This is a genomic window from Azospirillum sp. 11R-A, from assembly GCF_049472615.1.
In the GTDB taxonomy this organism is placed as follows: Bacteria; Pseudomonadota; Alphaproteobacteria; order Azospirillales; family Azospirillaceae; genus Azospirillum; species Azospirillum palustre.
Genome location: NZ_JBCEBL010000009.1, coordinates 168463 through 181251, shown reverse-complemented (window position 1 = coordinate 181251; position 12789 = coordinate 168463). Strand labels below are relative to the sequence as shown.

Here is a 12789-nt window from a genome sequence, read left to right as displayed (position 1 = left end):
CGATGACACGCCCCTTCCGCCGCTGCCTCGCCGCGGCGACGCTGCTGCCGGTCCTGCTCGCCGGGTCGGCCTGCGCACCCTTCGGCAGCGAAAAGTCCGCCGCGATCCTGGAGCGGGTGGGCGACGGCGATTACGACGTCGGCATCCGCTACCCGTCCAAGCGCACCCGCTACGTGATGATCGTCGAGGAGGACGAGGAGTCCTTCGCCCTCGCCAACCGTCCCGTGACGGGCCGGGCTGCCGACGGCACCGCGCCGGCTCCGGCAGCAGAACCGGCCGCCCCGCAGCAGAACGACCGGGTGCTGACCCCCTGCACCGGGGCGGCAGGCAACTGGTACCGCCACACGCCGGCCGGCTATGTCTGTGCCGGTGGGGCGGGCGGCTGACCATGAAGCGCACGGCTCTGACAATCGCCCTGCTGCTCGCCGGCTGCGCCGCCGACGGGTCCATGAATCGCGTCACGGATGGCGGGACGGATCCGGCCCCGGTGCTCCGCATCGTCGCCGATGCCGAGGCCAACGGCCGGCGTCCGGTGGCCGTCGACGTGGTCCGGGTGGCCGACAGCGCCCTGGCGCGCCGGGTCGGCTCGCTCGACGCCGCAGGCTGGTTCCGCGAGCGGGCGGCCCTGAACGGCGAGGCTGCCGGGCGGATCGCCATCGCGTCCTGGGAGCTGGTTCCCGGACAGAGCGTGATCCTGCGCAGCCTTCCCCCCTTTGCCGCCGCACCCACCGCAACCATCGTCTTCGCGCGCTACGGCATGCCGGGGGTCCACCGCCAGTCGCTGGACGGCATGAGCGCGCTCGACATCCGGCTGGGACGAGACGGCTTCACCGTGGCTCCGCTGCCGAAGGACACCGCACCGTGACCGTACGGCCCGCCCCCTCGCCCTCCGCACCTCCGGCCGCGCCCGCCGCCGCCGCCGTCGTTGCTGCCGCCGATACGGCACGCGCCGCCGGTCCGGGTGTCCTGGCCCTTTTCCGCGCCTTCCACGCCGATCTGCTGGCCGCCTGCGCACAGGACCAGGCCCCGGCCGGGTCGGTCGCCGAACGGCTGGTCGCAATGCTCCACGGCATGAGCGCCTCGGCGACCGCCCAGGGTCCCGCCGCCCATGGCACGGTGGTGAAGGCTGCCTTTGCGATGGCGATGCTGGCGGACCGGGCGCTTGCCCAGGTGAAGCCGGCCGACGCCGTCGTCGCCGGCCGCCTGTTCGGTGCGAACGCCACCCTGCAGACCCTGTTCGTCCAGGCCGACGACCTGATCCGCCAGGGCGCCAAGGCCGACCGCGGGCTTGCCGCGGTTTATCTGGCGGCCCTGGCCCTCGGCTTCCCCGACGATGCCCAGGCGGCGGCGCGACGCTCGCCGCTGCACCGGATCGTCACCGGCAGGGAGGGCGGAACCGAGCAGCCGCAGGCCGGCCTCGCCAGCCGACGCGCCTACGATCCGCCGATGGGTGCGGTGGTCGGCGGCTTCCGACCGTCGGCGCGGCGCTGGTGGATGGCGGTCGGCGGCGTGGCGGCCCTGTTCCTGCTGGTGTCCCATCTGCTGTGGTCCACCGCCGTCAACGATCTCCAGCGTGACCTGCGCGGCGCCCGGTCCGCGGTCGAGGATATGGGGCAGTCATGGTCCTACTGATCCTGACGATTGAACTCGTGATCTCCAGCATCGGTTCGGCCATCGGCTGGATCCTGTCCTTCGTCTTCGCCTACCTGCCCTTCCTGCTGGCGGCCCTGCCACTCTACATCCTCTATCGGGTGGCCCGGTCGGTCTGGCCGACGCTGCGCGCCCGGCTCCGCCGCCGGCGCAAGCCCGCCAAGGCCGCGGCCCGTGCCAAGGCTCCGGCGCGCAAGCCCATGCCGTCCTCGGCGCTCCATGTCCGGGCGGAGGCGCCGCCGCCGTCGAAGGCCGCCGCCGGCAAGCCGCCGCTGGCCCGCACCTACAACGAAGGGCTGGACATTCTGGCCCGGCAGATGCGCGGTCCCCTGCGGCGCGGCGACATTCCCTGGTTCCTCGCCTTCGGCGTCGGCGGCCCGGCGCTGCTCGCCACCGACCCGACCCATGTGCGCTGGCCGGAAGACGGCAACACCGAGAACGGCTGCTGGTGGTTCTGCGAAGGGGCAGCGATCCTGCATGCCGGCGCCGATTCCGCCGATGGCACGAAACTGGACGCCTCCTGGCCGTCGCTGGTCGCGGCGGTCCGCAAACGGCCGATGCGCCGGCCGCTGGACGGCATCCTGCTGTTGGTCGGCGCCGACGAGCTGCGCGCCGCGGCGGAACGCGAGGCACCGCGCCGGGCGCTGGCCAAGCGGGCCGAGTCCCTGCGCGCACGGCTGCGCTCGATCCGCGACGAGCTCGGCATGGTCTGCCCGGTGCATGTGGCGGTGGTGCGCGCGGAGTCCCTCGACGGCTTCGGCGACCTCTGCGCGACGATTCCCGCGGCCATGCTGGACAGCGTGCTGGGATGGACCAGCCCGTATGACTGGCTGGCGCCTTTCGAGCCCGCCCGTATGGCGGAAGCCTTCGACGCCATCCAATCCGACCTCGCCCTGCTGGAGGCCGACGCGCTCGCCGGTGTGACCGCCGCCGGGACCGCCTGCGTGCGCCTGCCGCTTCTCCCGGCATCGCTGGAGACGCTGCGCCATCCGCTGGCGCTGTTCCTCGACGGCGCGCTGGGGGGAGACGAGGCTTCCGAGCCCTTCCCGCTGCGCGGCATCGCCCTGACCGGCGCCTGTGCGACCGCGACGGGGGGACGCCGCCCGGCCTTCGCCCGCGACCTGCTGCCCGGCCGCGCCTTCGCCGAACCCGGCTATGGACGCCCGTCGGAAACCGCTTTCCTGCAAGGCCGCCGGCATCGCCGGATCGCGCAGGCCACGCTGGCCGCCTCCGTGACGGTCCTGTCGGTCGCCGCCTGGCAGGGCTTCGCCGGCGTATCGGCCGGAAGCGCTGCGGTGGCGGCACCGGTTGCCGACCTGCGGCGGGCGCTGCTGTCACGCGACGCCCTGGCGGATGGCCCCATGGTCGGCCCGATGGTCGGCCGTGTGATCGCCGCCACCGCCGTGATGGAGCGCGACCGGCTGGCGACGCCGCTGCTGCCGACCTCGCTGTTCAGCGGGGTCGACGAGGACAAGCGGCGGCTCGCGTCGGTCACCCTGCGCCGGGCGGTGCTGAGGCCGATCCGCGACGCCCTGCTGCCCAGCTCCGCCCTGACCGACCTGCCGCCGGTCACCAATCCCCGGCGCGTCGAGGATCTGCCGGCCTTCCGCCGGCTGGCCGCCCAGCTGGACCGCATCGGCGGCCGGCGCGGTGCGCTGGAGCGTTACGACCGCTTCCGCCGCAACAGCGGGTTCGACGAGCTGCTGGCGCTGGCCGAAAGCGTCTATGACGCCGTGCCGCGCCCGCCCATCGCGGCGACCGACGGCTTCATCACGCGCATCGCCGCCGGGGCCGACCTTCCCAACCTGGATGCCAGGACCATCGCGGTCGCCCTGCGGGCGGAATCGGTGCAGCTCGCCGCTCCGCTGGCCGAGGAACTCTGCACCCGCAACCCCCTGCGTCTGCGGGCACAGGCCTTGGCCGACCGGCTGCGCGACCTGCCGCAATCGCCGAGCGAAGAGGATGTCGTGGACCTCGGCCGACTGGTCGATGCCGTCACCGAGGCCGCCGGCTGGCCGATTGCCGCCGCCTTGCAGGATCCCGCGCGCGGCTTGCCGGATTCCGTCAAGCTGGCGCTCCAGAAGGCGGCGATGGCCGACCTTCCCGGCCGCGACACCACCGACCGCATCACCGAGGCACTGTCCACCGCGGCCACCGCGGCCCGTGCCGCCGTCCTGGCGCTCGACACCCCGTCGGCCGGACGCCTGCTGACCAGCGGCGAAGGCGGCGCACTGTCCCTGAACCCTGCGGTCGCCGCCCTGCCGTCGCAACTGGTTGCTGCCGTGGCGGTCAAGCCCAAGGACGAGCCGCCGCCGGCCAAAGCCGCCGCTTCCGAAAGCAAGCCCGCGGCCCCCGCTCCGGCGGCGCCGGTCGTCGAGCAGCGCCCCGCGCCGCCCGCGCCGACTCCCGAGCCCGTTCCCGCGCCCGTTCCCGCACCGCCCAAGCAGGTGGCGGTCGCCAGCCCGCCGCCTGCGCCGTACGAGGCTCCCCCGCCGGCCCGGCTGCCCCCGCTGCCGCCATTGCCGGCCCTTCCAATCCTGCCCGCGGAGCCTGCGGCGCCTGCGCTGCCTGCCCCCGAGGCGGCGGTGGCGCGGCTCGACGCCGTGTTCTCCCAATCGCTGGCCGGACGTTTCCCCTTCGTCCGCCCGGATCTCGCCCGCGGTGCGCCGGATGCCGATCCCAAGGACGTGCGCCGCTTCTACGAGCAGCTCGACGAGAACCGGGCGGCCGTCATGAAGACGGCGACGCCTGAAGTCGCTACCTTCCTCGAAAAAATGGAGGCGGTGCGTCCCCTGTTCGACGCGGTCTCCCGTTCGGCACCGGTCAGTGTCCGTTTCAGCTATGGCACCAACCGGGCGCAGGAACTGGGGGCGGAACACATCATCGACTGGTCGGTGCGGTCGGGGACCAGCGCGGTCGGCGCCTCCGCCGGTTCCGACGCGCTGGTCTGGAAGGCTGGGCAACCGCTGCTCCTCAGCTTCCGCTGGGCCGCCGGTTCGCCCTATCGCCCGAAGAACGCCATGGCGAGCGAAGCGGAAGCGGCGGCCGGCGACACGCTGACGCTGGTCGAGCGCGGCCCCTGGGCATTGCTGCGGCTGTTGAAAGGGCGGTCGTCCTCCACGAGCGGCGACGGCGCCCTGCTGCGCATCGTCCTGCCGACCCAGACCATCGGCGGCGAGCCGGTGCGCGATACGGTCCTGTTCATGACGGCGTCCATTGCCTCCGGGTCGCGATCCGCCCTGCCGGCGAAGACCTTGGACCTGCCTTCCCGTTTCCCTTCAAGGTAGAGCGAAGCGCCAGTCACAGGAAAGGCTAATGACATCTTTGGTCACATATCGCGACAAGCCGATCCATGTCTCTGCAAAAATTCTAATAACCCCAACAGTGACTTAATAGGTTTTTAATCAATAAAACCGTATCAACAGACTATCCGATATAGACCTGCGGGCAGATATTTCCTGCCGAGCTTACGATCTAATCATCATTAGCTAATTTTATCGCTGCCGCGGGCAGCCAACGCCTTTCGTTTGTCAATTGCCGTGCCTGCAATTGACGATCGGCTGCCGCCTTCCACCGGAAGGCTCGGCCGAGCGGCGCCGATCGAACGGAAACGTGTGGTCGACGCCGTGGTTTCCACCGCAGATCAACTCTTCCCGACCCGAGAAAGGCTTCGGATCATGGTAGACCGTAAGAAGCGCGCCCAGGACCTGATCAAATATCACAGCTACGCCTCGGGCGCCTTCGGGCTGATCCCCGTTCCGGGCGCCGACGTCGCCGCCGTCAGCGCGGCGCAGCTGAACCTCGTCCACAAGCTCGCCAAGCTCTATGGAGTCGAGTTCGCGCAGGAGCGGACCCGCGCCATCGTCGGCGCCCTGCTGGGTGGCGTCATGCCGGGGGCTCTCAGCTCCAGCGTCCTGGGCTCCGCCGTCAAGGCCGTCCCCTTCATCGGCACCGCGCTCGGCGTGGCGGTGATGCCAGCGCTGTCGCTGGCGGCGACCCGGGCCCTGGGCCAGGTGTTCGCCCAGCATTTCGAGACCGGCGGCACGCTGCTGGATTTCGACATCGATGCGATGCGCGAATATTTCCGCAAGGAGTTCGATGCCGCCAAGGGTGAGGCCGCCGCCGACGCTCCGGCCGCCGCACCGCAGATGGACGAGCAGCCGGTCCAGAAGGCCGTCTGACGCCTGAACGCCGGGCAAAGAAGGAAGCATCGCCGTGTTCGAGCTGATCTATATCGGTCTCTGCCTGCTGGTCGGGTTTCTGGGGATCGGCCGCCGCGGCGGCTTCCTGCTTTACGCCTTCCTGGCGGTGGTTCTGACGCCGCCCGGCGCCCTCCTCGTCATGATCCTGCTCACCGGCCGCCGCAAGAAGCTGGCCAAGGCGTGACCGCAGCCATGACCATGCTCCCTCCCAACGCGCCTCGGCGACTGCCGGCCCTGCTGCTGGCCCTGCTGGCGCTGCTCGGGCTGTGCACTCCGGCCCGCGCCGAATATTGGACCGTCGCGTCGGAGGACCATTTCCCGCCCTACAATTACTCCTTCAACGGCAACCGCACCGGCATCGACACCGAGATCGTCAACGCGCTGCTGAAGGAACTCAACGTCACCCCGGTCCATCGCCCGCTGTCCTGGACCGAGGTGGTCCAGTCGATGGACGAGAACACCGCGGACATCGGCTTCCAGTTCATCGCGTCGCCGACCCGCTTCGCGCAGTACAACATGATCGGCCCGTTCCGCACCGGCACGACCGTGTTCATGGTGCGCAAGGACTCCAACATCACCTTCGACCGGCTGGAGGATCTGACCTCCTACCGCATCGGCGTGGTCGACGGCTTCTCCTACGCCGCCGACTTCGACGCGGCGACATATCTGGAAAAGGTGGCATCGAGCAGCAACGTGGTCAATTTCCGCCGCCTGATCCTCGGCCGGGTGGACGTGATCGTCGGCGACCTGCATGTGCTGAACTACATGGCCAAGCAGGACGGCCGGCTGAAGGACGTGCGCGTGCTGCCCAAGCCGGTCGGGCTGATCCCCCGCTACATCGCCCTGCCCAAGGCGCGCAAGGAGAAGGCGGAACGGCTGCAGGCCGCCTTCGTCAAGCTGCGCGACAACGGAACCATCGCCCGCATTCTCGACGGCTGGCTGGCGGAGTGACCGGACGATGGCCAAGCGCATGCCCCCTCCCAGCCGACCGCCGTCCTCGCTGCTGCCGCTGATCGGCCTTGCCGACCGCAGCATCCTGACCCGGCTGGTCATCACCGGCTGCGTCGCCGCCACCGCCAACCTCATCAGCCTGATGAGCCTCAGCGCGGAGCTGAGCGGCTGGATGCGCGGCGAGGTGCTGGACACCCCCTTCCTGATCTTCTGCCTGTCGCTGCTGGTCTCCTACGCGTTTGCCAAGCGCTTCGTCTCCCTGACGCTGACCACCGCCTTCAGCGCGCTGGCCGGGGTGCGGCGGCGCTTCCTCCGCCACGTCACGCTGGGCGGCCACGCCGACATCCTGGATTTGCAGGCCAAGCGCTCCTTCGATCTCGGCAACCATCATCTGGAGCGCATCGCAGCATTGCTGCCCAACCTGTCCATCGCCGCCAACATGATGCTGGTGGCGGCGGTCGCCTACCTCTACCTGTGGACCCTGTCCACCGTCGGCGCCACGCTGCTGCTGGTGGCGGCGCTGCTGGTCGGCGGCTGGTACGTGCGCGAGGCGCAGCGGACCCGCTTGCTGCTCGGCGACGCCAAGGAGTCCGAGATCCGGATGCTCCAGGGCTTCTCCGAGCTGGTCGGCGGCAATGCCGAGGTCAAGCTGGGCAAGGCGCGCCGCGACGAGCTGACCCAGGCCGTGGAGGCCGACGTCGCCCGCTGGGAAGAGCTGAAGCGCCGCCACGGCCGCAATCTGGGCGAGCTGTTCTCCTGGATCGCGACGATCATCATCGGCTTCTCGGCGGTCTTCGTCTTCATCTTCCCGCGCATGGGCGCGATGTCGGTGTCGGAACTGCCGCTGGTCACCTCGGTCATCCTGTTCCTGGCCCGCCCGCTGTCGAAGTTCCTCAACGCCGTTCCCGACTATGTGGCGGCGGAGGATGCGGCGGCACAGCTGACGGCCCTGCTCGGCACCATGCCGGCGCTGGAATACGAGCCGTCGCGCACCGCCCGCGCCCCGCGCCGCTTCTCCAGCATCGAGCTGCGCGGCGTCAGCTTCGCCTACCGCGCCGGTCTGCGGCCGGAACCCTTCGTGATCGGTCCCATCGACCTGACCATCCCGGCGGGCAGCGTGGTCGGCATCGTCGGCTCCAACGGGTCGGGCAAGTCCACCCTGCTGCGCGTCATCCCGCTGCTGTTCCGCCCCGACGAGGGTCAGGTGCTGCTCGACGGGCAGCCGGTGGAGACCGACCGGCTGGAAGCCTACCGCGACCTGTTCTGCGCCGTGTTCCAGGACCATCACCTGTTCACCCGGCTGCCGCAGGGGCCCGGCTTCGATGCCGAGCTGTTCCGCGAGATGCTGGCCTATCTGAAGATCGACCATCTGGTTCCGGACACCGGCAACGGGCTGCTGAACCGCGACCTGTCGAAGGGGCAGCGCCGGCGCGTCGCCCTGGCGGTGGCGGTGGCGGAAGGCCGGCCGGTCGTCATCCTCGACGAATGGACATCCGACCAGGATGCCGAATTCCGCACCCGCTTCACCAACGAGATCATCGGCAAGCTGCGGGCCCTCGGCCGCACCGTGATCTTCGTGTCGCACGACGGCGACGTCTCGTCGGTCTGCGACGTCACGATCCGAATGACGAATGGCCGGATGACGAACACCGAAACAATCGACGGGGCAACGGACATGCCGGCCGCGACGGCCGCGTCCCGACCCGACATGGGTTCCGCTTCGGACCCCGCCATGGCTTGCTTGCAGGAGACCGCGTGATATGGCTGACCAGGCCTTCACCATCGACGACGCCGATGCGCTGCCGAAGCCGAAGTCGCGCCTGCGTGCGCTGCTGGCCCACTGGTACGACGAACACCGCCGCTCCCTGCTGTGCACGCTGCTGGTCGGCATCCTGATCTTCCTCTATTTCGCTCCGTCCATCGTCGTCTTCATCCCCGCCGGCCATGGCGGCGTGCTGTGGAAGCGGTTCCACGAAGGCACCCAGATGGGTCCGGCGCTCGCCGAAGGCGTGCATGTCATCTTTCCCTGGGACAAGATCGAGGTCTACGACCTGCGCCTGCAGGAGGACACCCGCTCCTATTCGGCCATCGCCAACGACGGCCTGAACGTCAGCATCGAGATCACGGTCCGCTACCGCCCCTATGCGGAGATGCTGGCCGCCCTGCACAAGAATGTCGGCCCGCGGTATCTGGAAGTCCTGCTGGTGCCGGAAGTCGGCTCCGTCTCGCGAGAGATCGTGTCGCGCTTCAAGGCGGACGAACTCTACGCCCACCGCCGCCTGCGGGTGCAGACGGAGACCTACGAGCAGGTCGCCGACCGCGTGATGTACGCCCAGCTGATCGGCGCCGAGAATGTGCCGAAGCCGGACGGGCGGACCAAGACCGGTTATCTGCTGATCCAGGACATCCTGATCCGCAACGTCTCGCTGCCCGAAGCGATCATGGCGTCGATCGAACGCAAGATTCAGCAGGACCAGGCGGCGCAGGAATACCAGTTCCGCCTCCAGCGCGAACTGTTCGAAAGCCAGCGCAAGCAGCTGGAAGGCCAGGGCATCCGCGCCTTCCAGGAAACCGTGCAGGCCAACCTGACCGAGAATTATCTGCGCTGGCGCGGCATCGAGGCGACGCTGGAACTGGCCCATTCGCCCAACGCCAAGATCGTCGTCATCGGCAACGCCGCCAGCGGCGGGCTTCCGCTGATCCTCGACGCCGCCTCCAACCCGAACCCCCTGCCGGCACCGGGGGCCACCGCCGCCGCGCCGGGCGCGCCGCCGGCCTCGCCGAACGCCAAGCTGACATCGGTGCCCACCAGCACCGCCGTGCCGCCGGTCTCGCAGCTGCCGTCGCTGAGCGGAGAGGGCACGCCGGGCCAGACCCCCATCGGCCAGATGCCGAGCCTGAACACCGGCGGCGGCAAATCCGCCCCCGCGGCCGGACATCCGGCGGCCCCTGCCCCGACTCCGGCCGCCAAGCCGGAACCCGCGAAGGACGGCTCCAAGACCGCGGCCTCGGCGCCGATCCTGTCGAAGGTGTCGCCGTCCAAGCTCCTCGACATGATCCAGTCGAAGTGAGGCGGCGATGGATCTCTGGCGCATTCTGAGACGCGAGGCGCTGCGCAACATGCAGCCGCTGCTGCTGCTGGCGGTGCTGGCGGCGGCGCTCAACCTCGCCCTGCTGACCTCGCTGAACGACGCGCTGCTGGCACTGGACGATCCGGAGGGCCTGCAGCGTCTGCTGATCGTCTTCCTGCTGTCGGCCTTCCTGTGGCGGATCGCCCAGGGCTGGATGATGAACGCGGCGTCCAAGCGCATGCAGGCCGCGCTCGCCATCCTGCGCGTCGACCTGCTGCGCCGGGCCGTGGCCGCCGACCTGCCGGACGCGATGGCGGTCGGTTCCTCCCGCCTCGCCCAGGTGGCGGGAGGGGAGTTGCAGATGCTGGCCCAGGCGGTTCCGACGCTGGTCATCAGCTTCCAGTCGGTCGCCGCCATCCTGCTGTGCCTGCTGTATCTCTCCACGCTGTCGGGTGCGGCGGTGCTGATCGTGCTCTGCTTCCTGGTGGTCGGCGGCATCCTGATCGGACGCTCCGTCATCCGGCTGGAACTGATGTCGGAGACGATCCACGAGGCCGAAGGCGCCCTGTCGGAACGGTCCGAGCACATCCTGCAGACCTTGCGCGAATGCAAACTGAACCGCCGCCGCGCCGCCAACGCGCTGGCCGACGCGACGACGTGCGCCGAAGCCCTGCGCAAGGAACGCCACCGCTTCGGCGCGGAGTACAGCCATTACTTCACCATCAGCGAGCTGACCTATTACGCCGCACTGGCCGGGATCATCTTCCTGCTGCCGGCGGTCACCAACACCGACATCGCCACGGTCATCCTGGCCGGCCATGCCGCCGCCTTCATCGCCTATCCGGTCATCACCATCGTCGCCTCCTACCCCTCCTACATCAGCGCCGAGACCGCCGCCCGCTCCTATCTGGCGGTGGAAGCGGAGCTGAAGGCGGGGCCGCAGGCGGTGGTTCCGGGCCGCGGCAGCGGCAGCGACGACCCCTTCTCCACCATCGCCCTGGAGGGCGCCATCTTCCGCCATGCCGGGCGGGACGGCACGGGCTCCTTCACCGTCGGCCCGGTGGACATGACGGTCGAGCGCGGCAGCGTCGTCTTCATCACCGGCCACAACGGTGCCGGCAAGAGCACGCTGATCCACATGCTGCTGGGCCTCTATCCGATCCAGCGCGGCAGCCTGTCGGTCGACGGCGTGACGGTCGGGCCGGACGGCCTTGCCGCCCACCGCGACCGCTTCGCGGTGGTCTTCTCCGACAGCCATGTGACCCGCCAGCTCTATGGCGCGGTGACGCTCGACGACGGCTTCGCCGAAGAGCTTCTCGACCTGCTGGAGATGTCCGACAAGGTCGCCATCGACGGCCGCGCCTTCACCACCGTCGATCTGTCGCAGGGCCAGAAGAAGCGGCTCGCACTGATCGCCGCGCTGCTGGAGCGCAAGCCGGTGCTGGTGCTGGACGAGTGGGCGGCCGACCAGTCGCCCTATTTCCGGCGCAAGTTCTACCGCGAGATCATTCCCTGGATGAAGGCGCGCGGCATCACCGTGATCGCGGTGACCCATGACGACGCCTATTTCGACGCGGCCGACGTGCAGTTGCAGGTCGACCGCGGCGGCATCCGCCAGCTCATCGCCACGGTTCCCCCGGGCGGCATTCCTGCCCCCGACCTTCTTCCCGTCTCTTCCTGAGGCGGGTCCATCTCCTCCCCTGCCCCCATCACCCAGACGCGAGACAGAGGCACACCATGATCCTTCTCACCGGCGGCACAGGCTTTCTCGGCGGTTCCTTCTACCTCGACGCCGTGCAGAACGGGTCTGCGGCGGACTGCCTTCTGCTGATCCGCGGCGCCGACGAGGCCGCCTGCCGCGCCCGTCTCGCCTCCAACCTCGCGCGCTGTGTCGACCGCGCCACGGCCGATGCCTATGCCGGCCTGTGCCAGATCCTGCCGGGCGACCTGCAATCGCTGGCGACCAGCACCGACCCGCGGCTGGACGCGGTGACCCACATCGTCCATGTCGCCGCCGATACCTCCTTCGACAGCCGCCATTCGGTCTGGCAGATCAACGTCGACGGCACGCTGGCGCTCGCCGCCCGCGCCCGCCGGATGAAGCATCTCCAGCGCTTCCTGCACATCGGCACCGCCTTCTGCTGCGGTGAGACGCCGTGGCTGGAGATGGTGAGCGAGGCCCCGGCCCCCGGCCACGACACGCCGCACATCGTCGAGTACACCCGCAGCAAGGCCGCGGCCGAGCGCGCTCTGGCCGCCGGCTTCCCCGACCTGCCGATCGTCGTCTGCCGCCCGTCCATCGTCGTCGGCCACACCCAGCTGGGCGTGCGTCCCAGCGCCAGCATCTTCTGGTTCTTCCGTCTGGTCGACCGCACCGGCATCCTGCCCTGCTCGCCCGACGGCTTCATCGACATCGTCCCCGTCGACTGGGCGTCGGCCCGTCTGCACGACCTGCTGCGCAAGCCCGACCTGAAGCACAACCTCTACCACATCTCCGCCGGCCTCGGCAGCCGGACCACCTGGGTCGATTTCGAGGAAGCCTTCGCCAACCACGGCCATGAGGGCACCCGCCCCTACAGCTTCTTCGACCCGAAGGGTCCGGAAGGCTGGAAGCCCTTCGACCGCGCCTATCGCCTAGCATTCCCGCAGCGCGACATCCTGCACCGGACGATGGCCGCCGGCGGCCGCAAGTACCACCGCTTCACCGCCCAGGACATCGCCTTCGACAACAGCCGCCTGCTGGCCGAAGGCTTCGCCCCGCCGCCGCGCTTCGCCGACTACATCGGCGTCTGCCTGCAGCAGCCGCGCACGACCGTCGAGGAGCAGTTCGTCGACGACGCCGCCAGCTTCGAGTTCGACGAGTCGCTGTCCCCCGCCAACGCCGCCGCCTGACGCACCAACGGGTCCGCCGGAAC

At 69.8% G+C, this 12789-nt stretch carries 11 protein-coding genes; all 11 read left to right on the top strand.

Annotation, left to right across the window (positions count from 1 at the left end):
* Positions 1-2: 2 nt before the first annotated feature.
* Positions 3-386, top strand: coding sequence for a hypothetical protein (locus VH569_RS15095; protein ID WP_423316084.1), 384 nt, complete (start codon positions 3-5; stop codon positions 384-386).
* A gap of 2 nt (positions 387-388) precedes the next feature.
* A complete protein-coding gene (locus VH569_RS15090) occupies positions 389-865 on the top strand; it encodes a hypothetical protein (protein ID WP_423316083.1) in 477 nt (158 codons plus the stop codon).
* On the top strand, positions 862-1632 hold the full coding sequence (locus VH569_RS15085; RefSeq protein ID WP_423316082.1) for a hypothetical protein: 771 nt from the start codon (positions 862-864) through the stop codon (positions 1630-1632). Before VH569_RS15090 ends, VH569_RS15085 begins: the two co-directional genes overlap by 4 nt.
* Positions 1620-4937, top strand: coding sequence for a type VI secretion protein IcmF/TssM N-terminal domain-containing protein (locus VH569_RS15080; protein WP_423316081.1), 3318 nt, complete (start codon positions 1620-1622; stop codon positions 4935-4937). Before VH569_RS15085 ends, VH569_RS15080 begins: the two co-directional genes overlap by 13 nt.
* 390 nt (positions 4938-5327) lie before the next feature.
* On the top strand, positions 5328-5831 hold the full coding sequence (locus VH569_RS15075; RefSeq protein ID WP_423316080.1) for a YcjF family protein: 504 nt from the start codon (positions 5328-5330) through the stop codon (positions 5829-5831).
* A 34-nt stretch (positions 5832-5865) separates the two neighbouring features.
* Positions 5866-6036, top strand: a complete 171-nt coding sequence (locus tag VH569_RS15070) for a hypothetical protein (protein ID WP_376962733.1) — start codon at positions 5866-5868, stop codon at positions 6034-6036.
* A gap of 8 nt (positions 6037-6044) precedes the next feature.
* A complete protein-coding gene (locus tag VH569_RS15065; RefSeq protein ID WP_423316079.1) occupies positions 6045-6803 on the top strand; it encodes a substrate-binding periplasmic protein in 759 nt (252 codons plus the stop codon).
* A gap of 7 nt (positions 6804-6810) precedes the next feature.
* A complete protein-coding gene (locus VH569_RS15060; protein WP_423316078.1) occupies positions 6811-8562 on the top strand; it encodes an ATP-binding cassette domain-containing protein in 1752 nt (583 codons plus the stop codon).
* 1 nt (position 8563) lies between these two features.
* Entirely contained in the window at positions 8564-9874 is a 1311-nt protein-coding gene (locus tag VH569_RS15055; RefSeq protein ID WP_423316077.1) for a prohibitin family protein, read from the top strand.
* 7 nt (positions 9875-9881) lie between these two features.
* Entirely contained in the window at positions 9882-11555 is a 1674-nt protein-coding gene (locus VH569_RS15050; protein WP_423316076.1) for an ATP-binding cassette domain-containing protein, read from the top strand.
* 56 nt (positions 11556-11611) lie between these two features.
* The gene (locus VH569_RS15045; protein WP_423316075.1) at positions 11612-12766 is read left to right on the top strand and encodes an SDR family oxidoreductase; all 1155 of its coding nucleotides are present in this window, start codon (positions 11612-11614) and stop codon (positions 12764-12766) included.
* The last annotated feature ends 23 nt before the right edge of the window (positions 12767-12789 follow it).

Coding starts and splice junctions, on each gene's coding strand:
- VH569_RS15045 (WP_423316075.1), top strand. CDS start 11,612: ATGATCCTTCTCACCGGCGGCACAGGCTTTCTCGGCGGTTCCTTCTAC.
- VH569_RS15050 (WP_423316076.1), top strand. CDS start 9,882: ATGGATCTCTGGCGCATTCTGAGACGCGAGGCGCTGCGCAACATGCAG.
- VH569_RS15055 (WP_423316077.1), top strand. CDS start 8,564: ATGGCTGACCAGGCCTTCACCATCGACGACGCCGATGCGCTGCCGAAG.
- VH569_RS15090 (WP_423316083.1), top strand. CDS start 389: ATGAAGCGCACGGCTCTGACAATCGCCCTGCTGCTCGCCGGCTGCGCC.
- VH569_RS15095 (WP_423316084.1), top strand. CDS start 3: ATGACACGCCCCTTCCGCCGCTGCCTCGCCGCGGCGACGCTGCTGCCG.
- VH569_RS15075 (WP_423316080.1), top strand. CDS start 5,328: ATGGTAGACCGTAAGAAGCGCGCCCAGGACCTGATCAAATATCACAGC.
- VH569_RS15060 (WP_423316078.1), top strand. CDS start 6,811: ATGGCCAAGCGCATGCCCCCTCCCAGCCGACCGCCGTCCTCGCTGCTG.
- VH569_RS15080 (WP_423316081.1), top strand. CDS start 1,620: ATGGTCCTACTGATCCTGACGATTGAACTCGTGATCTCCAGCATCGGT.
- VH569_RS15065 (WP_423316079.1), top strand. CDS start 6,045: ATGACCATGCTCCCTCCCAACGCGCCTCGGCGACTGCCGGCCCTGCTG.